The 20,759-nt window shown below is 73.1% G+C and carries 14 protein-coding genes; 6 read left to right on the top strand and 8 right to left on the bottom strand.

Going from position 1 to position 20,759, the window contains the following annotated elements; genetic code table 11:
- The first annotated feature begins 77 nt into the window (after positions 1 to 77).
- On the top strand, positions 78 to 2,510 hold the full coding sequence (locus ABZ862_RS03000) for a Tex family protein (RefSeq protein ID WP_360951174.1): 2,433 nt from the start codon (positions 78 to 80) through the stop codon (positions 2,508 to 2,510).
- 253 nt (positions 2,511 to 2,763) lie between these two features.
- Here ABZ862_RS03000 and ABZ862_RS02995 read toward each other — a convergent pair whose 3' ends face one another.
- Entirely contained in the window at positions 2,764 to 4,404 is a 1,641-nt protein-coding gene (locus ABZ862_RS02995; RefSeq protein WP_360951171.1) for an ABC-F family ATP-binding cassette domain-containing protein, read from the bottom strand.
- 353 nt (positions 4,405 to 4,757) lie between these two features.
- Between ABZ862_RS02995 and ABZ862_RS02990 the strand changes: the two genes are divergently transcribed.
- Complete coding sequence (locus tag ABZ862_RS02990) at positions 4,758 to 6,269, top strand: M1 family metallopeptidase (protein WP_360951168.1); 1,512 nt, start codon at positions 4,758 to 4,760, stop codon at positions 6,267 to 6,269.
- A gap of 63 nt (positions 6,270 to 6,332) precedes the next feature.
- Here the strand turns inward: ABZ862_RS02990 and ABZ862_RS02985 are convergent, their stop codons facing one another.
- Positions 6,333 to 7,250 carry a PfkB family carbohydrate kinase gene (locus tag ABZ862_RS02985; RefSeq protein ID WP_360951165.1) on the bottom strand — a complete coding sequence of 306 codons (918 nt, stop codon included), beginning with the start codon at positions 7,248 to 7,250 and terminating at the stop codon, positions 6,333 to 6,335.
- Positions 7,251 to 7,376: 126 nt separating this feature from the next.
- Here ABZ862_RS02985 and ABZ862_RS02980 point away from each other — a divergent pair, with 126 nt between their 5' ends.
- Entirely contained in the window at positions 7,377 to 8,108 is a 732-nt protein-coding gene (locus ABZ862_RS02980; protein ID WP_360951162.1) for a MerR family transcriptional regulator, read from the top strand.
- Between the two features lie 34 nt (positions 8,109 to 8,142).
- Here ABZ862_RS02980 and ABZ862_RS02975 read toward each other — a convergent pair whose 3' ends face one another.
- The 5 genes from ABZ862_RS02975 to ABZ862_RS02955 all read right to left on the bottom strand — a co-directional run bounded on the left by ABZ862_RS02975 (position 8,143) and on the right by ABZ862_RS02955 (position 15,751).
- Entirely contained in the window at positions 8,143 to 9,528 is a 1,386-nt protein-coding gene (locus tag ABZ862_RS02975; RefSeq protein ID WP_360951159.1) for a glycoside hydrolase domain-containing protein, read from the bottom strand.
- Between the two features lie 181 nt (positions 9,529 to 9,709).
- On the bottom strand, positions 9,710 to 11,911 hold the full coding sequence (locus ABZ862_RS02970; RefSeq protein ID WP_360951156.1) for a 3-hydroxyacyl-CoA dehydrogenase NAD-binding domain-containing protein: 2,202 nt from the start codon (positions 11,909 to 11,911) through the stop codon (positions 9,710 to 9,712).
- Between the two features lie 138 nt (positions 11,912 to 12,049).
- Positions 12,050 to 13,264, bottom strand: a complete 1,215-nt coding sequence (locus ABZ862_RS02965) for an acetyl-CoA C-acetyltransferase (protein WP_360951153.1) — start codon at positions 13,262 to 13,264, stop codon at positions 12,050 to 12,052.
- Between the two features lie 55 nt (positions 13,265 to 13,319).
- Positions 13,320 to 14,462, bottom strand: coding sequence for an acyl-CoA dehydrogenase family protein (locus ABZ862_RS02960; RefSeq protein WP_360951431.1), 1,143 nt, complete (start codon positions 14,460 to 14,462; stop codon positions 13,320 to 13,322).
- Between the two features lie 152 nt (positions 14,463 to 14,614).
- Positions 14,615 to 15,751, bottom strand: a complete 1,137-nt coding sequence (locus ABZ862_RS02955; RefSeq protein WP_360951150.1) for a CaiB/BaiF CoA-transferase family protein — start codon at positions 15,749 to 15,751, stop codon at positions 14,615 to 14,617.
- A 278-nt stretch (positions 15,752 to 16,029) separates the two neighbouring features.
- On the opposite strand from ABZ862_RS02955, the gene ABZ862_RS02950 reads away from it, so the two are divergent.
- A complete protein-coding gene (locus ABZ862_RS02950; RefSeq protein ID WP_360951147.1) occupies positions 16,030 to 17,208 on the top strand; it encodes a saccharopine dehydrogenase NADP-binding domain-containing protein in 1,179 nt (392 codons plus the stop codon).
- A gap of 147 nt (positions 17,209 to 17,355) precedes the next feature.
- Here ABZ862_RS02950 and ABZ862_RS02945 read toward each other — a convergent pair whose 3' ends face one another.
- Positions 17,356 to 18,045 (bottom strand): endonuclease V, encoded by a 690-nt coding sequence (locus tag ABZ862_RS02945; RefSeq protein ID WP_360951144.1) that lies wholly within the window; start codon positions 18,043 to 18,045, stop codon positions 17,356 to 17,358.
- Between the two features lie 209 nt (positions 18,046 to 18,254).
- Between ABZ862_RS02945 and ABZ862_RS02940 the strand changes: the two genes are divergently transcribed.
- Positions 18,255 to 18,668: an SsgA family sporulation/cell division regulator gene (locus tag ABZ862_RS02940; protein ID WP_360951142.1), complete on the top strand. Its 414-nt coding sequence runs from the start codon at positions 18,255 to 18,257 to the stop codon at positions 18,666 to 18,668.
- Positions 18,669 to 19,038: 370 nt separating this feature from the next.
- On the top strand, positions 19,039 to 20,673 hold the full coding sequence (locus ABZ862_RS02935; protein ID WP_360951139.1) for an ABC-F family ATP-binding cassette domain-containing protein: 1,635 nt from the start codon (positions 19,039 to 19,041) through the stop codon (positions 20,671 to 20,673).
- Positions 20,674 to 20,759 lie beyond the last annotated feature (86 nt).

The following is a 20,759-nucleotide window of genomic DNA, read 5'->3' as shown; positions in this document are numbered from 1 at the left end:
CCTGATCCCCGGTTGTCGGTGCCGCCTGCCACAATTGCCGCGCAACCCGTAGTGGAGAAGGCAGGCGGTACCGGATCGTGACGACACCCGGATCCCTCGCAGCAGGGTCCATCGAAGGCAGGATCGCCGAGGAGCTCGGCGTACGGGAGCGGCAGGTGAAGGCCGCGGTGGAGCTGCTCGACGGCGGCTCGACGGTGCCCTTCATCGCCCGCTACCGCAAGGAAGCGACCGAGATGCTCGACGACGCGCAGCTGCGCACGCTCGAGGAACGGCTGCGCTATCTGCGGGAGCTGGAGGAGCGGCGGACGGCGATCCTCGAATCGGTCCGCGAACAGGGCAAGCTCACCGAGGAGCTGGAGGCGCGGATCCGGGGGGCCGAGACCAAGGCGCGGCTGGAGGACGTCTATCTCCCGTACAAGCCGAAGCGGCGGACCAAGGCGCAGATCGCGCGCGAGGCGGGCCTGGAACCGCTCGCCGACGGGCTGCTCGGCGACCCGGGCGTGGCACCGCTCGCCGCTGCCGCCGCCTTCGTCGACGCCGACAGGGGCGTCGCCGATCCGCAGGCCGCCCTGGACGGCGCGCGGGCGATCCTCACCGAGCGGTTCTCGGAGGACGCCGACCTGATCGGCGAACTGCGCGAGCGCATGTGGGTGCGGGGGCGGCTGGCGGCCCGGGTGCGCGCGGGCAAGGAGGAGGCCGGCGCGAAGTTCGCGGACTACTTCGACTTCGCCCAGCCGTTCACCGAACTGCCCTCGCACCGCATCCTGGCGATGCTGCGCGGTGAGAAGGAGGAGGTCCTCGACCTCGTCCTGGAGCCGGAGGAGCCCGCCGCGACGGACGGATCCCCGGCGGCGGCGACGGCTCCGTCGTCGTACGAGCCGATCGTGGCCGCCCGGTTCGGCATCGCCGACCACAAGCGCCCCGCCGACAGGTGGCTGCTGGACACGGTCCGCTGGGCCTGGCGCACCCGCATCCTGGTGCACCTCGGCATCGACCTGCGGCTGCGGCTGCGGACGGCCGCCGAGGACGAGGCGGTCGGCGTGTTCGCGGCGAACCTGCGCGACCTGCTGCTCGCCGCCCCGGCCGGCACCCGCGCGACGCTGGGCCTGGACCCCGGCTTCCGTACGGGGGTGAAGGTCGCCGTCGTCGACGCCACCGGCAAGGTCGTCGCGACCGACGTGATCTACCCGCACGTCCCGGCGAACAAGTGGGACGAGGCGCTCGCCAAGCTGGCCCGGCTGGCCGCGCAGCACGCGGTCGAGCTGATCGCCATCGGCAACGGCACGGCGTCCCGTGAGACCGACAGGCTCGCGGGCGAGCTGATCACCCGGCACCCGGAGCTGGACCTCACCAAGGTGATGGTGTCGGAGGCGGGCGCGTCGGTGTACTCGGCCTCGCAGTACGCCTCCCAGGAGCTGCCCGGCATGGACGTGTCGCTGCGCGGCGCGGTCTCCATCGCCCGGCGGCTTCAGGACCCGCTGGCGGAGCTGGTGAAGATCGACCCCAAGTCGATCGGCGTCGGCCAGTACCAGCACGACCTGTCCGAGGTGAAGCTGTCACGCTCGCTGGACACGGTGGTGGAGGACTGTGTGAACGGCGTCGGCGTCGACGTCAACACGGCGTCCGTGCCGCTGCTCTCCCGGGTGTCGGGCATCTCCTCCGGTCTCGCCGAGAACATCGTGGCGCACCGCGACGCCAACGGCCCCTTCACCTCGCGCGGCGACCTGAAGAAGGTGGCCCGGCTCGGCCCGAAGGCGTACGAGCAGTGCGCGGGCTTCCTGCGCATCCGTGGCGGCGACCCGCTGGACGCGTCGAGTGTGCACCCCGAGGCGTACCCGGTGGTCCGGCGCATGGTGAAGAACTCCGGGCAGGAGGTGGCCGCGCTCATCGGCAACACGTCGGTGCTGCGGTCGCTGAAGCCGGGTGACTTCGTCGACGACACGTTCGGTCTGCCGACCGTCACCGACATCCTCAGGGAACTGGAGAAGCCCGGGCGTGACCCGCGGCCCGCCTTCAAGACGGCCGTCTTCAAGGAGGGCGTCGAGAAGATCTCCGACCTGTCCTCCGGGATGGTCCTGGAGGGCGTGGTCACCAATGTGGCGGCCTTCGGCGCGTTCGTGGACGTCGGCGTCCACCAGGACGGCCTGGTCCATGTCTCCGCGATGTCGAAGACGTTCGTCAAGGACCCGCGGGACGTGGTGAAGCCGGGCGACATCGTCAAGGTGAAGGTCCTCGAGGTGGACATCCCGAGGAAGCGGATCTCGCTGACGCTGCGGCTGGACGACGAGGCCGCCCCGCAGGACGGTGGCGAGCGTCAGCCGCGGGGGGCGGGGCGGCCGCAGCAGGGTGGCCGGCCGCAGCAGGGTGACCGGTCCCAGCGCGGTGGCCGGCCGCAGCAGCGGGGCCAGGGCGGGGGCCGCCAGGCGGCTGCGCCCGCTCCGGCCAACAGCGCGATGGCCGACGCGTTGCGCCGGGCCGGCCTGCTCGACCCGAAGAAGGGACGCGGCTGACCGTCCGGTCGGGTCGGCCGGTCGAGCTCGGCTCGGGTTGTGTCTCGTCCGCGGGCGCGTGGGGGCCGGTCGCGCAGTTCCCCGCGCCCCTGAGAGGGGTGCCGGACCCCGAGTTGTCATGCTCGGCCGGGACCTTGTCAACTGATGGCCGGCCGACTCCCCCAGGGGCGCGGGGCTCTGTCGATGTGCGGCTCCGCCGCGTGGCGCGACCGGCCACGACGCGCCCGCGGCCAGGCGAGCACCAGGACAGCCCTCAGCTCTCGCTGACAGTCCCGTCGGACACCTGGAGCCGTCGCCCCACGCGGACGGCGTCCAGCATCCGCCGGTCATGCGTCACGAGCAGCAGCGTGCCGTCGTAGGCGTCCAGCGCGGACTCCAGCTGTTCGATGGCCGGAAGGTCGAGGTGGTTGGTCGGCTCGTCGAGGACGAGGAGGTTGACTCCGCGTCCCTGTAGCAGCGCCAGCGCGGAGCGGGTCCGTTCGCCCGGCGACAGCGTGTCCGCGGGCCGCAGCACATGGTCCGCCTTGAGCCCGAACTTCGCGAGCAGCGTCCGTACCTCGGCCGGTTCGGTGCCGGGCACGGCGGCGCGGAACGCGTCCAGCAGGGTCTGCGGCCCGTGGAACAGCTTGCGGGCCTGGTCGACCTCGCCGACGAGGACACCGGAGCCGAGCGCGGCGTGCCCCGCGTCGAGCGGGACGCGGCCGAGCAGGGCGCCGAGCAGCGTGGACTTGCCCGCGCCGTTGGCGCCGGTGACGGCGACACGGTCGGCCCAGTCGATCTGGAGGGACACCGGGCCGAGGGTGAAGCCTCCGCGCCGTACCTCGGCGTCGCGCAGGGTGGCGACCACCGCGCCGGAGCGGGGCGCGGAGGCGATCTCCATGCGCAGTTCCCACTCCTTGCGGGGTTCCTCGACGACGTCGAGCCGTTCGATCATGCGCTGCGTCTGGCGGGCCTTGGCGGCCTGCTTCTCACTGGCCTCGCTGCGGAACTTGCGGCCGATCTTGTCGTTGTCGTTGCCCGCCTTGCGGCGTGCGTTCTTGACGCCCTTGTCCATCCAGGCGCGCTGCGTCTGGGCGCGGTCCTGGAGGGCGGCGCGCCGGTCGGCGAACTCCTCGTAGTCGTCGCGGGCGTGTCGGCGGGCGGTGGCCCGCTCCTCCAGGTAGGCGTCGTAGCCGCCGCCGTAGAGGTTGATCTGCCCCTGGGCGAGGTCGAGTTCGAGGACCTTGGTGACGGTGCGGGTGAGGAACTCGCGGTCGTGGCTGACGACGACGGTGCCCGCGCGCAGTCCGGTCACGAAGCGTTCGAGGCGTTCCAGGCCGTCGAGGTCGAGGTCGTTGGTGGGTTCGTCGAGGAGGAAGACGTCGTAGCGGGAGAGCAGCAGCGAGGCGAGTCCGGCGCGGGCCGCCTGGCCGCCGGACAGGGAGGTCATCGGCTGGTCCAGGCCGATGCCGAGGCCCAGGCCGTCGGCGACCTCCTCGGCGCGTTCGTCGAGGTCGGCGCCGCCGAGGCCGAGCCAGCGCTCGAGGGCGGTGGCGTAGGCGTCGTCGGCGCCCGGGGCGCCCGCGACGAGGGCCTCGGTGGCGTCGTCCATGGCCCGCTGCGCGGCGTCGACGCCGGTGCGGCGGGCCAGGAACTCCCGTACGGTCTCGCCGGGGCGGCGCTCCGGCTCCTGCGGGAGGTGTCCGACGGTGGCGCTCGGCGGGGAGAGCCTCAGCTCGCCCTGCTCGGGGCGGTCCAGTCCGGCCAGCAGCCGCAGGAGCGTGGACTTGCCCGCGCCGTTGGCACCGACCAGGCCGATCACGTCGCCGGGCGCGACGACGAGGTCGAGCCCCGTGAACAGGGCGCGGTCGCCGTGCCCGGCGGTGAGGTCCTTGGCGACGAGGGTGGCGGTCATAAGGCGACGATCCTAACCGCCCCCGGCCGGCGCGGGCGGATGCCGCCGGGCCTCCGGCGAGCGGGATGCGCGCCGAGAGGGGACAGGTCGCAGGAGTACACCGGCCGGGGGGAGGAAGGGGGCCGGGAGGACGGCGACGGCAGGTGCCCTCAGCGGGGTCCGGCTCCGGGCGCCGAGCCGGCTCGTGAAACGCGTACGCGTCGGCAGGGCGGGGGACGGAGGGGACGGGGTCCCGTGTCGGCCGAATGGCGATCGTGTGACGGGGGCGGCCATGGACACCACCGCGGCCCACGGGACTCAATAGGCTCCGGAAGGTCCGGAAAGACCTCGCGTCCCCACGACTTGGAGTTCTCGTGCACCGCAGAATCTTCGCGCCGGGAGCACTCGCGGCGGCCTCCCTGCTGCTGGCGGTCCCGGCCTCGGCCGCGGGTTACACCCCCGGCGCACCGGGTTTCGGCGACCCCTACTACCCGTACTACGGCAACGGCGGCTACGACGTCTCCCATTACGACCTGCGGCTGAAGTACCAGCCCGCGACGGACGAGCTGGAGGGCACGGCGACCGTCCTGGCGACCACCACCCAGGATCTGTCCAGCTTCGACCTGGACTTCCTGCTGGACGTCTCCGAGGTGCGGGTCAACGGCACCGCGGCCTCCTTCGCCTCCTCCGGCGAGCACGAACTGGTCGTCACCCCCAGGACCCCGCTGGCGAAGGGCACCCCGGTCACCGTGGTGGTCCGCTACAGCGGGGTGCCGTCCACGAAGAGCGCGTACGGCTTCACCACCTGGCACCGCACCCCGGACGGTGCGATCGCGGCGGACGAGCCCGAGTCCGCGTGGTGGTGGTTCCCCAGCAACGACCACCCCGGCGACAAGGCCACCTACGACATCTCCGTCGCCGTGCCCGACGGCACCCAGGCGGTCTCCAACGGCACGTTGCAGTCGACGAGTTCGCGGCTCGGCTGGACCCGCTGGAACTGGCGTGAGAACAAGCCGCAGACCACCTATCTGACCACTCTGGCGCTCGGCAGGTTCGACATCACGACCGGTACCTCCGACGGCGGCGTCCCCGTCGTCAACGCCTACAGCAAGGACCTCGGCGACAACGACGGCGCGGCCCGGGCGAGCGTCGAGCGGACCGGGGAGCTGGTCGACTGGCTCAGCGGTTACTTCGGGCCCTATCCGTTCGGTTCGGCCGGCGGCTATGTGCCGAACACCACCACCGGGTTCGCCCTGGAGACGCAGACCCGGGTCTACTACAGCCCGCGGCAGTTCGCGAACGGCTCCAACACCTCCGTCGTGGTGCACGAACTGGCCCACCAGTGGTACGGCGACAGCGTGTCGCTGAAGGGCTGGAAGGACATCTGGATCAACGAGGGCTTCGCGCGCTACGCGCAGTGGCTGTGGTCCGAGCACGAGGGCGAGGGCACCGCGCAGGAACTCGCCGACTACGTCTACGCCTCGCACCCGGCCGACGACGCCTTCTGGACCGTGAAGCCCGGCGACCCCGGTCCCGACGACCAGTTCGACATCGCGGTGTACGACCGGGGCGCCCTCGCGATCCAGGCGCTGCGCGACGGGATCGGCGACGACGCGTTCTTCGCGGTGCTGAAGGGGTGGCCGCAGGAGCATGCCTACGGCAACGCGTCCGTCGCCGACTTCCAGGCGTACGCGGAGCGGGTGTCGGGGCGGTCGCTGACGGCGCTGTTCGACACCTGGCTGTTCCAGCCGTCGAAGCCGGGGGCACCGGCCCTCGCACCGGGGGCGGTGCCGTCGGTGCCGTCGGCGAAGGGTGTGAAGGCGGCCGTCCGGCCGAAGTCGTGGAAGGCGATCGAGGCGACGAACGACGTGCACGCCACCCGCTGAGCGGCGCGACAGTGAGCGGGGGGCGGGCGGCGGCCCGGGGTGGCGATGCCCCGGGCCGCCGTCTCAGCGCACGGCGGACTCCGCCGCCGCCGCGCGGGTGAGGAGTTCGGTCCGGCCGATCGCGGCCGTCCCCGTCGCCGGCACGGTGCAGGCGTACGCCCCGGCCACCGCGCCGTACCGGGCGCAGCGGGCGGGTGGTTCGCCGTTCAGACGGCCGTAGAGGAACGCCGCGGCGAAGGCGTCGCCCGCGCCGTTGGAGTCCACGACCGGCGCCGGCGGCGTGACGGCGGGGACCCGGGTGATCTCTCCGTCGGCCAGCAGATACGCCCCTTCCGCGCCCGCCGTCGCGACGACCGTGCCGGCCCGGCCGCGCCCGGCGATCCGGCGCATCGTGGCCTCCGGGTCGGTGAGGGCGGCGGCGGAGAGGAACACCACGTCGGCCGCGTAGGCGTAGGGCTCGTGGTAGGGGTCGGTGCCGTCCCAGTCGTGCAGGTCGGTGGAGAGGGTCGCCCCGGACTCCCGCAGCAGCGGGAGCGCGTGGTCGCCGGGCTGGGTGATGGTGACGTGGACGTGCCGGCTCGCCCCGGCCAGGGCGCGGACGGCGGCCTCCGGGAACCGGTCGCCGGGGCGGGAGCGGCTGGTGTCGTAGAGCGACAGCCGCCGGCCGTCGGGGCCGACGAGGTTGACCGCGCGCTTGGTGCCGGCGGGCTGCAGGATCGCGGTGAGGGCGATGCCGTGCCGTTCGTGCAGCGCCCGGACCAGCTCGCCCTCGGGGTCCTCACCGAGCAGGTCGAGGTGGTGCACGCGCAGGCCGAGGGCGGCGAGACCCACGGCCACGAAGTCACCGGTCTGGCCGGCGCGGGTGACTATGCCGGAGTCGATCATGTAGCTGTCGGCGTAGGGGAGGGGCAGGGCGGGGACCCGTACGACGGTGTCCACTCCGGCGCCGCCCATGACTAGGACGTCGGTGGCCTGGGGCATGTCTGTCAGGGGTGCCTTTCCTGGGGACGGTTGACGCCGTAGGGATTGTAGAGGCCGGGCGGGGAGGGGCCCGGGCTTCACCCGCCGGGGTGTCACAGTGGTGGTGTTACAGCGATACTGCTGTACATGACGACCGACACCGGAGATCAGGCAGAGGGGACCTTCACCATCGACGAGCTGGCCGCCCGTGCGGGGGTCACCGTGCGTACCGTCCGGTTCTACGGGACCAAGGGGCTGCTGCCGCCGCCGGAGATCGGTGCGCGCCGGGTGGGCCACTACGGCGCGCTGCACCTCGCGCGGCTCGCGCTGATCGAGGAGCTCCAGCACCAGGGGATGACGCTGGCCGCGATCGAGCGGTATCTGCGGCAGCTGCCGCCGGGGCTGAGCGCGCACGACCTCGCGATCCACCGTGCGGTGGTGGCGTCCTGGGCGCCGGACACGGTGGACACGGTGACCCGGGAGGGCCTGGAGCAGCGGGCGGGGCGGGCGCTGGACGACGCCGAGGTGAAGCGGCTGGCGGCGATGGGGATGCTGACGGTCGAGGGCGACGCGTTCCGGGTGGACTCCGGGTTGCTGCGGCTCGGTGTACGGCTGCTCGGCGTACCGCTGTCCCAGGAGTCGATCCTCGCCGCCCGTACCGTCCTCCTGGAGCACTCCCGTTCCGCCGCGCAGGCGTTGTCGCGGCTGCTGCGCGACGAGGTCGCCCAGCGCGACGCCCAGGACGTCAAGACGCTCTCCGCCGACATGCAGCCCCTCGTCGTGCAGGCTCTGCTGACGACGTTCCAGCGGTCCCTGCGGGAGGAACTGCGGGAATGGCTCAGCGAGTCGCAGGACGAGGGGCCGGACAGCGGCCGCTAGTGCCGCGGCAGGCACCGGGAACCGGGAACCGGGTTCAGCAGCGCGGTACCGGTCTGCTGTAGGTGGTGCCGCTCGGGGTCGCCACGTAGCGGTCGCTCACGTAACGGCCGTTCTCCAGGCGGTCCCAGACCTTGGTGGTGCCGACCGTGGTGCCCGCCTTCTGGCAGCTGACCCATGCCAGCGAGCCGTTGGACAGGCTGCCCGCGGAGGCGTACCCGGCGCCGGGGCCGGTCCGCTGGGTCAGGCCGGACGCCGCGGTCGTCTGGTAGGGATAGGTGCAGCGCGGCAGCGGGCTGCTGTAGCCGGTGGCGGAGGGCGTGCCGACGTAGTGGTCGGGCACGTACGCGCCGTCGCCGAGCTGGTCCCAGACCGTCGTCGTGCCGACCTTCGGGCCCGGCGTCTGGCAGACCACGTCCAGGGTGTCGCCGGGTGCGTAGGTGGTGGTGACGGGGTAGCTCGTCGAGGGGCCCGTGCGGGCGTCGAGCGGTGCGGTACCGGTCGCCGCGTACGGGTACGCGACCGTGGCCACCGGTGCGTCCACGCGGTCGTTGTCGATGTTGACCGTGACACCGCCGTACGTCTCGTCGTGGCTGCCGCGGTACTGCTTGGCGCGCTGGTGGACGGCCCACCGGGAGCCGGGGACGCCGCTCCAGCCGGTGAGGGTGTCCTTGCCGTCGTAGCGGGCGATCCAGAGGGCGTCCGGGCGGGCGTACGACGTGGAGGTGTAGACGCCGGCGAGCTGTCCGGCGCCGAGGCCGAGGTTCATGTAGACGCCGGACACGTAGCCGACGCGATGGAGTTCCCTGGTCCAGCCCGACAGGTAGTTCAGCACGGAGGTGCGGCAGGTGCCGTCGGTCTGGCTGTAGTTCTCGATGTCGTTGTAGAGGGCGCTGCCGGGCAGCATGCCCAGCGCCTCGGCGGCGGTGACCGCCTCCTGGGCCGCGGCGGCGCCCTGGGCACGGGCCGTCGCCGAGGTCCTGCTGATCTTGGCGTCGGTGGGGCGCGCTCCGCACGAGGGCTGGAGGCCTTTGTGGATGGGCAGCAGACGCCAGTTCAGCTGCGACACGGAGGCCACCCAGTCCGATGTCAGCCGGGGCTGGGCGCAGGTGCGGTTGACGCCGGAGACGTACACGCCGAGCGCGCGGTACGGCGAGGTCTTCCACGCCTGGATCGTGGACAGCGGCGGCGCGGTGCAGGCGTCGAAGGCGAGTCCGCTGTAGCGGGTGGCGGTGGCGCCGGACGGGTAACCGGCCGGGGTGGCGGGTTCGGCGGCGGCGGGCGGGGCGACGGCGAGTGCGGCGGCACCGCCCAGGACGCATGCGGAGCAGGCGGCCAACAGCCTTCGCAGCCCCGGCAGGCCGTACGGGCCGTACAGACGGGGCAGTCTCGGCCGTCTCGGCAGGGAGCGCTGGTGGGACATGACGACCCCCCTGAGTCGTTCGCTTGACCTGACGTCAGGTTGACCCTAGGACCAACGGGCACAAAAGGGACCACAAGGCCCTGTCGACGGCCCGTCAGGCCCGGCAACCATCACTCGAACAGGTGAGAACGGCTCAGGGGGCTGGGGGGGTTGGGGAGGTTCTGGTGCGGCGGTCGGCGCCTCAGCGGGCGTCCGTGAACGTCTCCCCCTTCTCGGCCTTCGTCACGAGCAGCGCCGGCGGCTCGAAGCGGTCGCCGTAGCGCTCGGCGAGTTCGCGGGCGCGGGCGACGAACGCGGGCAGGCCGCGGCTCTTGCCGTCCTCGCTCTCGTAGCCGTTGACGTACTGCAGGACGCCGCCGGTCCAGCCGGGGAAGCCGATGCCCAGCAGGGAGCCGATGTTGGCGTCGGCGACCGAGGTCAGGACGCCCTCCTCCAGGAGCCTGACCGTGTCGAGGGACTCCGAGAACAGCATGCGTTCCTGCATGTCGCGGAACGGGATCTCGTGGCCCGGCTGGGTGAAGTGCTCGCGCAGGCCCGGCCACAGACCGCCGCGCCTGCCGTCCTCGCCGTACTCGTAGAAGCCCGCGCCGCCGCTGCGGCCGGGGCGGCCGAACTCGTCGATCATGCGGTCGATCACGGGCTCGGCGGGATGCCCGGTCCAGGTGCCGCCCGCCTCCTCGACCGCGCGCCGCGACTCGTTGCGGATCCTGCGGGGCAGGGTGAGGGTCAGCTCGTCCATCAGGGAGAGCACCTTGGCCGGGTAACCGGCCTGGGCCGCGGCCTGTTCCACGGAGGCGGGCTCGATGCCCTCGCCGACCATGGCGACGCCCTCGTTGATGAAGTGCCCGATCACCCGTGAGGTGAAGAAGCCGCGCGAGTCGTTGACGACGATGGGCGTCTTGGCGATCTGCCGGACCAGGTCGAACGCGCGCGCCAGTGCCTCCTCGCCGGTGCGTTCGCCCTTGATGATCTCGACGAGCGGCATCTTGTCGACCGGGGAGAAGAAGTGCAGCCCGATGAAGTCGGTCTGCCGCTCGACGCCTTCGGCGAGGACGGTGATGGGGAGGGTGGAGGTGTTGGAGCACAGCAGGGCGTCGGGGGCGACGAGGTGCTGGATCTCCTGGAACACCTTGTGCTTGAGCGCGGGGTCCTCGAAGACGGCCTCGATGACGGCGTCGCAGCCCGCCACGGCCTGCGGGTCGGCGGCCGGGGTGATGCGCGCGAGCAGCGCGTCGGCCTTCTCCCGGGTGGTACGGCCCCGGCTGACGGCCTTGGCGCACAGCTTCTCCGAGTAGCCCTTGCCCTTGGCGGCGGCCTCCTCGGAGACGTCCTTGAGGACGACCTCGATCCCCGCGCGGGCGCACGCGTAGGCGATGCCGGCGCCCATCATGCCGGCGCCGAGTACCGCCACCTTGCGGACGGTGCGGGGTGCGATGCCCTGGGGCCGGTTGACGCCGGAGTTGACGGCCTGGAGGTCGAAGAAGAACGCCTGGATCATGTTCTTCGTCGTCTGCCCGGTCGCCAGGGCCACGAAGTGGCGCGCCTCGACGACCTGCGCGGTCTCGAAGTCGACCTGGGCGCCCTCGACGGCGGCGGCGAGGATGGCGGCGGGCGCCGGGTAGGGGGCGCCGCTGGTCTGCTTGCGCAGGTTGGCGGGGAAGGCGGGCAGGTTGGCGGCGAACTTGGGGGTGGCCGGGGTGCCGCCGGGGATGCGGTGGCCGGGCCGGTCCCAGGGCTGCCGCGACTCGGGGTGGGCGTCGACGAACGCGCGGGCCCTGGCGATCAGGTCCTCCGGGGTGTCGGCCACCTCGTCGACCAGGCCGTTGTCCAGGGCGCGGTGCGCGCTGTACTGGGTGCCCTGGAGGAGGACCTTGAGCAGGGCGTCGGCGATGCCGAGCATCCGCACGGTGCGGGTGATGCCTCCGCCGCCGGGCAGCAGGCCCAGGGTGACCTCGGGGCAGCCGACCCTGGTGCCGGGCGTGTCGAGGGCGACGCGGTGGTGGCAGGCCAGCGCGATCTCGTAACCGCCGCCCAGGGCCGCGCCGTTGATCGCGGCGACCACGGGCTTGCCGAGGGTCTCGATACGGCGCAGGTCCCGCTTGACGGCCATGCCGGCGTCGTACAGCTGCTGGGCGGTCTCGGGCGTGGCGCGGATCAGGTCACGCAGGTCGCCGCCCGCGAAGAAGGTCTTCTTGGCGGATGTGAGGACGACGCCCCGGACGGTGTCCTTCTCGGCCTCCAGGCGGTCGGCGACCGCGGCGAGCGAGTCGCGGAAGGCCTGGTTCATGGTGTTGACCGACTGGTCGGGGTCGTCGAGCACGAGGGTGACGACGCCGGTGTCGTCCTGCTCCCAGCGGATGGTGCTGCTGCTCTCGGTGGTCATGACAGGTGTCTCGTCTCCGTCGAAGAAGTCTGTGGCCGGTGCCTGTGGGCGGATGCCTGTGGCCGGTCCCTGAGGGCGGATGCCTGTGGCCGGTGTCTGGGGGCGGCCCTGAGGGCCGGGGTGCCGCGGGGAAGGGGGTCAGAGGCGTTCGACGACGGTCGCGATGCCCATGCCGCCGCCGACGCACAGCGTGGCGAGGCCGTAGCGCTTGTCCTGGCGCTCGAGTTCGTCGACGAGGGTGCCGAGGATCATCGCGCCGGTGGCGCCGAGCGGGTGGCCGAGGGCGATGGCGCCGCCGTTGACGTTGACCTTGTCCAGGGACAGTCCCAGGTCGCGCACGAAGCGCAGGACGACCGCCGCGAACGCCTCGTTGATCTCGACGAGGTCGATGTCGCCGACGGTCAGCCCGGCCTTGGCGAGCGCCTTGCGGGCGGCGGGCGCGGGGCCGGTGAGCATGATGGTGGGCTCGGAGCCGGAGACGGCGGCGGAGACGATCCGCGCGCGCGGGGTGAGCCCGGCGCGCTCCCCCACCTCCCTGGTGCCGATCGCGACGAGGGACGCGCCGTCGACGATGCCGGAGGAGTTGCCCGCGTGGTGGACGTGGTCGATCTTCTCGACCCAGTGGTACTTCTGCAGGGCGACCGCGTCGAAGCCGCCCAGGTCGCCGATGTCCGCGAAGGACGGCTTCAGCCCGGCCAGCGAGTCGGCGGTGGTGCCGGGGCGCATGTGCTCGTCGTGGTCGAGGACGAGCAGGCCGCTCGCGTCGCGCACCGGGACGACGGACCGCTTGAAGCGGCCCTCCTTCCAGGCGGTGGCCGCCCGCTCCTGCGACATCGCGGCGTACTCGTCGACGTCCCGGCGGGAGAAGCCCTCCATGGTGGCGATCAGGTCGGCGCCGATGCCCTGCGGCACGAAGCCCAGCGACATGTTGGTCTGCGGGTCGTTGGCCCAGGCGCCGCCGTCCGAGCCCATCGGGATCCGGGACATCGACTCGACGCCGCCCGCGAGCACCAGGTCCTCCCAGCCCGAACGGACCTTGGCTGCGGCCAGGTTGACGGCCTCCAGGCCCGAGGCACAGAAGCGGTTCTCCTGCACGCCCGCCACGGTGTCCGGCAGTCCGGCCGCGATCGCGGCGGTCCGGGCGATGTCGGAGCCCTGGTCGCCGAGCGGGCTGACGACACCGAGCACGATGTCGTCGATCGCGGCCGGGTCGAGTCCGGGGAAGCGGTCACGGAGCTCGTGGATGAGACCGACGACCAGGTCGATGGGCTTCGTGCCGTGCAGGGCGCCGCTCGCCTTGCCGCGCCCGCGCGGGGTGCGGATCGCGTCGTACACGTACGCTTCGGTGCTCACTGGTAAGCCTTTCGGTGAGGGTGGTTGCGCGGAAGCCGTCGGCTCCGGGAGGAGCTCAGCCGAGCAGGGAGCGGCCGATGATCTCCTTCATGATCTCGGTGGTGCCGCCGTAGATGGTCTGGATACGGCCGTCGGTGAACGCCCTGGCCACCGGGTACTCGGTCATGTAGCCGTATCCTCCGTGCAGTTGGAGGCAGCGGTCGGCGACCCGCTTCTGCAGTTCGGTCGCCCACCACTTGGCCATGGACGCGTGCACCGCGTCCAGCCGGCCCGCGGAGTGGTCCTCGATGCAGCGGTCGAGGAACGCGCGGGTGACGGCGCACTCGGTGGCCATCTCGGCGATCTCGAAGCGGATGTGCTGCTTGGCGGCGAGCGGCCGGCCGAACGCCTCGCGCTGCCTGACGTACTCCGTGGTGAGCTCCAGGACGTGCTCGGCGCCCGCGATCCCGGCGACGGCGATGGCCAGGCGCTCCTGGGCGAGGTTCGTCATCAGGTGCAGGAACGCGCCGTTGAGCTCGCCCAGCAGGTTCTCCTTCGGCACCCGGACGTCGGTGAAGAACAGTTCGGCGGTGTCCTGGGCCTTCTGGCCGATCTTGTCGAGGTTGCGGCCGCGTTCGAAGCCGGGCGTGCCGCGTTCCACGACGAGCAGCGAGAGACCGCGCGCGCCGCCCTCGGGGGTGGTCCGGGCCACCACGATCACCAGGTCGGCGAGGATGCCGTTGGAGATGAACGTCTTGGCGCCGTTGAGCACCCAGTGGTCGCCCTTGTCCTCGGCGCGGGTGCTGATGCCCTGGAGGTCGGAGCCCGCGCCGGGCTCGGTCATGGCGATCGCGGTGATCAGCGTGCCGTCGCAGAAGCCGGGCAGCCAGCGCCGCTTCTGCTCCTCGGTGCCGAGCGAGGTGAGGTAGGGCCCGACGATGTCGTTGTGCAGGCCGATCGCGAGGCCGGAGGCGCCCGCGCGGGTGAACTCCTCGCCCAGGACGGCCGCGTAGCGGAAGTCGGGGGTGCCGCCGCCCCCGTACTCCTCGGGCACGGCCATGCCGAGCAGGCCCTGCTTGCCCGCCGCGAGCCAGGCGTCCCGGGAGACGACGCCGTCCTTCTCCCACCGGTCGTGGTGCGGCAGCACCTCCTTGGCCAGGAAGCTGCGCACGGTGGCGCGGAACGCCTCGTGGTCGGGGGTGAAGATACGCCGTTCCATCGGTTCCATCCGATTCTCCCTAGCGTGCTCCGTGCGGTCTTCCCGGGCGGGTTCCTCGCGGTGCGGCCTGTCGTGCGGCCTGTCGTGCGGCCTGTCGCGCTGTGTGTCGCGCTGTGTGTCATGCGGCCTGCCGTGCTCCTCCGGCCGGTCCATCAGGTGCCGTCCTCCAGGAGCCGGGGTACGTCCCAGTCGCGGGCGATCTCGGCGGCGTGCGCGCCGGGCTGTGCGGGGCCGCCGCGGACGGCGGCGGGGGTCGCGGAGAAGCGCGGCGCCGGGGCGGGCTGGACGACGCCGCCGTGTTCGGTGAAGGTGCCGCGGGCCGCGAGGTGCGGGTGGAGCGGGGCCTCGCGGAGGGTGAGGACGGGCGCCACACAGGCGTCGGAGCCGGCGAAGACGGCCGTCCACTCGTCACGGGTACGGGACTTGAAGCGGGCCGCGATCACCGTGCGCAGTTCGTCCCAGCGGGTGAGGTCCCCGCGCGCGGGCGCCTCGTCGGCGACGCCGAGCAGCCGGAGGAACTCGTCGTAGAACTGCGTCTCCAGCGCGCCGACGGCCATGTACCTGCCGTCGGCGGTCTCGTAGGTGCCGTAGTAGGGGCAGCCGCCGTCGAGGAGGTTGGCACCGCGGCGGTCCTGCCAGCCGCCCGCCGCGAGCATGCCGTGGATCATCGCGGAGAGGTGGCTCGCGCCGTCGACGATGGCCGCGTCGACGACCTGGCCGGCGCCCGTCTCGCGCGCGTGGTAGAGCGCGGCCAGCACGCCGACGACGAGGTAGAGCGAACCGCCCGCGTAGTCGCCGAGCAGGTTGGCCGGGGGCGGCGGCGGCTCGCCGGGGCTGCCGATCATGCCGAGGGCGCCGGTGAGGGCCAGGTAGGCGATGTCGTGCCCGGCGCGCGGGGCGAGCGGGCCGTCCTGGCCCCAGCCGGTCATCCGGCCGTAGACCAGGCGCGGGTTGCGCGCGTGGCAGACGCCGGGGCCGATCCCCAGCCGCTCGGCGACGCCGGGGCGGTATCCCTCGACGAGGACGTCGGCGCGGGCGGCGAGGTCCAGGACCCGGGCCGCGCCGTCGGGGGACTTCAGGTCGACGAGCACCGAGCGCTTGTTGCGGTTGGTGACGTCGAACGCCGGATCGATGCCCAGCCCGGCGCCGCCCGGCCGGTCCACGCGGACCACGTCGGCACCCAGGTCGCCCAGGAGCATGGCGGCGAAGGGACCCGGTCCGATCCCGGCCAGCTCGAGCACGCGCACGCCGGCGAGCGGTCCCCGCCCCGGCTTCTCTGCCGTAGTCATCCAGCCCCCTCGCTGTGACACAACTGATGTAACACCAATGATGTTAAGAACGCGTTCCAGTCGGCACAAGACCCCGGCGAGCAAGCGCTTAGTGAAGTGCCGTCGTACCGGACGGATATCGGGCGGAACGGCGCGGATGTCAACCGGATGTCACCCGCCCGGCGGCAGACGGCCGGCGGGCACGGGATACGGCGGCGGGTCCGGGTGACCGGCCCCCGCCGCTCTCACGCTAGCCTCAGCCACCGACAGCGGCGCGTGCCGCCTGACCGAGGGGTGTCATGAGCAGGCTGAGAAGGACGGACCGTCCGTACGACATCGTGCTCTTCGGAGCCACGGGCTTCGTCGGGGCGCTCACCGCGGAGTACCTCGCCGCCCACGCGCCCGCGGGGCTGCGCTGGGCGGTCGCGGGCCGCGACGGGCGGAAGCTGGAACGGCTGCGCGAGCGGCTGCCCGGCGCCGCGGGTCCCGGCGTGCTGTGTGCGGACACCTCCGATCCGGCCTCCCTGCGCGCACTCGCGGAGCAGACGCGTGTGCTCGCCACCGCGGTCGGCCCCTATGTCACCCACGGGGAAGGACTCGTCGCCGCCTGCGCGGACACCGGAACGGACTACCTGGACCTCACCGGGGAGCCCGAGTTCGTCGACCTGACGTACGTACGGCACGACGCACGCGCGCGCGAGACCGGCGCCCGTCTGCTGCACGCGTGCGGCTTCGACTCGGTCCCGCACGACCTGGGGGTGTACTTCACCGTGCGGCGGCTGCCCGAGGGCGTGCCGCTCACCGTGGACGGCTTCGTGCACGTGGACGCCTCGTTCTCCGGCGGCACCCTGGCCTCCGCGCTCAACCAGGTGGCGCGCACCCGTCAGATGCGGGCCGCCGCCCGGGACCGCGGGCGGCACGAACCGCGGCTGGTGACACGCCGGGCCGTCACGGCGTCCGGCGCGCCGCGCTTCGCCCGGGAGGTCGGCTCCTGGGTGCTGCCGCTGCCGACCCTCGACCCGCAGATCGTGCGCCGCTCGGCGCGCGCCCTGGAGCGCTACGGCCCCGACTTCCGTTACCGCCACTACGCCGCCGTCCGGCGGCTCCCGGCCGCGCTCGGCGGGGTGGCGGCCGTCGGTGCGGCCGTGGCGGCGGCCCAGCTGCCGGCCGCCCGCCGCTGGCTGTCGGGACGCCTGGAGCCGGGTGACGGGCCGGGCGCCGAGCGGCGGGCCCGCAGCAGCTTCACGGTGCGGTTCGTCGGGGAGGGCGCGGGACGGCGGGTGTTCACACAGGTCTCGGGCGGGGATCCGGGGTACGGGGAGACGGCGAAGATGTTCGCCGAGTCGGCGCTGTCGCTCGCGCTGGACGACCTGCCGGAGACGGCGGGTCAGGTGACCACGGCGGTGGCCATGGGCGACGCGCTGACGGCGCGCCTGAGCGCGGCCGGGATCGGGTTCCGGGTCGCCGCGAGCTTCTGACGTCCGGCTGCCCGGGGCACGCCGGAGAGCGAGGGGGGTGTCCGGCCGGTGGCGGGGGCGGGTCGTACGCGGCCGGTGGCGCCCGCGCGCCGGAACCGCACATGACACAGGCCCCGCGCCCCGCCCCGCCCGGGAGTGGCTCGCCTCCTACGCCGTCGCCTCGCGCAGGGCCCTGCGGCACAGGGCGTCCGCTCTGCGGGTCGTCTCCGGGAGGCGGTGGGCCGGGGTGAGGGCGAGGGTGTGGGCGCAGGCGTTGTCCAGGGCGGTGCGGTGGCCGACCGAGACGAAGACCGGCTTGACGCCGTCCCGGGTGCGCAGGGCACGGCCGACCTCCTCGTCCCCCGCCCTGAGGGGTGCCGTGCAGCCTCGCGCGGTGCCGGGCTCGTCGTGGGCGAAGGCGAACGGGTTCTTGGCGACGCCGATGGTGGGCAGCCCGGTGAGGACGCCCAGGTGGCTGGCGAGCCCGAAACGCCGGGGGTGGGCGAGGCCGTAGCCGTCGCAGACCACCAGTCCCGGCGGCTCGGTGAGCGCCTCCAGGGCGGCGAGGACGGTGGGGATCTCACGGAAGGCGAGCAGCCCGGGGACGTACGGGAAGGAGATCCGGCCGACGGCGGTGGCCTCGGCGACGGTCTCCAGGGTCGCGGCGTCCAGGACGACGGCCGCCGCCGCGACCACGTCCCGCGCGTCGTCGTAGGCGACGTCCACGCCGGTGACACGGCCGGATCCGGGCGGTGGTCCGGGCTCGTCGAGCACCACGGCCGCCCGCAGGCCGTCCTGGACGGCGCGGGCCTGTTCCTCGGTCGCGGGCCAGCCCGCGGGGATGCGTACGGTCGTCATGGCGCCGTCGAGCCTACGGCTCCGGGTGCCCCCGGTGGACACCGCGCCGGTCCTTCCCCGCGCGACCGCGCAGGGAAGCGGTGACGCAGGTCACTCGATTCATGAGCACTGTCCGGCCGTTTCCGTCGTCTCTTCCAGTATCCGGATCCCGTCCGGTCTCCGGCCCCCGGCCGGCCGGAGCCGTCCGACCGTCGCGAGGGAGCAAGGCGTTGTCCACCGTCATCGAGCAGCCCGTAGAGGCCCGTCTCGTCGCCGCCGCGCCGCGGATGCAGAGCATCCCCGCGGCACTGCGCTACGACCGCAGCGATCCGTTCGCCGTCCGGATGGCGTTCCCGGCCCCGGCCACCCTGGAGGGGGTCGACGTGTGCTGGACCTTCTCGCGCGAACTGCTCACCGCCGGGCTGGAGACACCGCAGGGCCGTGGCGACGTGCGGATACGTCCGTACGGCTACGACCGTACCGTGCTGGAGTTCCACGCCCCCGAGGGCACCGCGGTGGTCCATGTGCGCAGCGAGGAGATACGCCGTTTCCTTCAGGACACGGGCGTGCTGGTGCCCGTCGGGCTGGAGCATCTCCAGCTGGACCTGGACCAGGAGCTGCTGGAGCTGACGCGCGACGCCTGAAGCGGCGGACCGGAGGAGCGGGGGAACGGAAGCGGGCGGGAAGCGGGGGCGCAGAGCGGAGGCGGCCCGTCCGGAGTGGGCGGCACCGCCCGGGGTCGGGCCGTAATCGCGTTGACGCCCCCGTGCCGTCCTCCTAGCGTGTACGGCGGTCCTGTTGCCGCCGATAGGAGAAGGACGTTGCTCGTCTGAGGTCCCGAGACACCGCGTCACACCCCGGTGAGGTGTGTGTGCGTGGCGTTCGTACGACCTCGGCGCACGAGCCGTCCTCCGTGCCGCGGGCTCCCGCCCGCCGCCCGGCCGGGCTCTCTCCCGCCCCGCGGTGTCTCGATACGCGTGTGTCCCTTCCGCATCGAGCGACCGTGAGGCCCGCATGTCACATACCTCCTCCCCCGCCGTCACCTGCACGTCCCTGTCCTTCGCCTGGCCCGACGGCACCCCCGTCCTCGACGGCCTCGACCTCGCCCTCGGCCCCGGCAGGACCGGCCTCATCGGCGTCAACGGGGCGGGCAAGTCCACGCTCCTCAAGCTGATCGCCGGTGAGCTGGCCCCGTCCGGCGGCACCGTCCGGGTGACGGGCGAGGTCGGCCACCTCCCGCAGAACGTCACCCTGGACACCGCCCTGCGCGTCGACGAGGCGCTCGGCATCGCCGCCCGGCGCGCCGCCCTGCACGCCATCGAGGCGGGCGACGCGAGCGAGGCGCACTTCGAGACGCTCGGCGACGACTGGGACGTCGAGGAGCGCGCCCTCGCCACGCTCGGCGAGCTGGGGCTCGGCCGCATCGGGCTCGACCGCACCGTCGGCGAGGTCTCCGGCGGCGAGTCGGTGCTGCTGCGGCTCGCCGCACTGCTGCTGGCCCGGCCCGGCGTGCTGCTGCTCGACGAACCGACCAACAACCTCGACCTGTACGCGCGCCGCCGGCTGTACGCGGCCGTGGCGTCCTGGTCCGGCGTGCTGGTGGTGGTCAGCCACGACCGGGAGCTCCTCGACCTGGTCGACCGGATCGCGGACCTGCGGGCCGGGGAGGTCACCTGGTACGGCGGCACGTTCACCGAGTACGAGGAGGCCCTCGCCGTGGAGCAGGAGGCGGCCGAGCGCACCGTGCGCGCCGCGGAGGCCGATCTGCGCCGGCAGAAGCGCGAACTGGTCGACGCCCAGGTCAAGCTGGCCCGCCGCAGGCGGTACGGGCAGAAGATGTGGGACCAGCGGCGCGAGCCGAAGATCGTCATGGGGGCGCGCAGACGCGCGGCGCAGGAGTCCGCGGGCAAGCACCGCATCCTGCACGAGGAGCGCCTCGCCGGGGCGAGGGAACGGCTGGACGACGCGGTGGAGGCCGTACGGGACGACGACGAGATCCGTGTCGACCTGCCGCACACGGCCGTGCCGCCGGGCCGGACCGTGCTCACGCTCCAGGACCTCGAACCGGCCTACGGCGCACGCGTGCGGGGCGGTCTGGAGCTGCGCGGTCCCGAGCGTGTCGCCCTGGTCGGGCGCAACGGGGCGGGCAAGACGACGCTGCTGCGCACGATCGCCGGGGAACTGGCGCCGGTGTCGGGCGAGGCACGCGCGCACGTGCCGGTGCGTTTCCTGCCGCAGCGCCTGGACGTGCTGGACGACGGTCTCACGGTCGCGGAGAACGTGGCGCGGTTCGCGCCGGACGCCACGGACAACCGGGTCCGGGCCCGGCTGGCCCGCTTCCTGTTCCGGGGCGCCCGCGCCGACCGGAAGGCGGCCACGCTGTCCGGCGGTGAGCGGTTCCGGGCGGCGCTGGCCGCGCTGCTGCTGGCCGAGCCGGCCCCGCAGCTGCTGATGCTGGACGAGCCGACGAACAACCTCGACCTGGCGAGTGTGCGGCAACTCACGACGGCGCTGGAGTCCTACCGGGGAGCGCTGATCGTCGCCTCGCACGATCTGCCGTTCCTGGAGTCGATCGGCGTCACACGCTGGTTGTTGATGGACGGTGAGCTGCGGGAGACCGGCCCGGAGCCGGTCCGGGAACCGGACTGACCGGCCACGCGCGCGCGTGCCGGGGGTGCCGGGCGGGACGCGGGGGCTCTGCGGGGGTTTTGTCCGTGCCCCGGGGTGGCGCATGA

It is taken from the genome of Streptomyces sp. NPDC047000, assembly GCF_040644295.1.
Taxonomy (GTDB): Bacteria; Actinomycetota; Actinomycetes; order Streptomycetales; family Streptomycetaceae; genus Streptomyces.
Note: the sequence above shows the minus strand (reverse complement) of the source record. Positions and strands in the feature narration are given on the sequence as shown.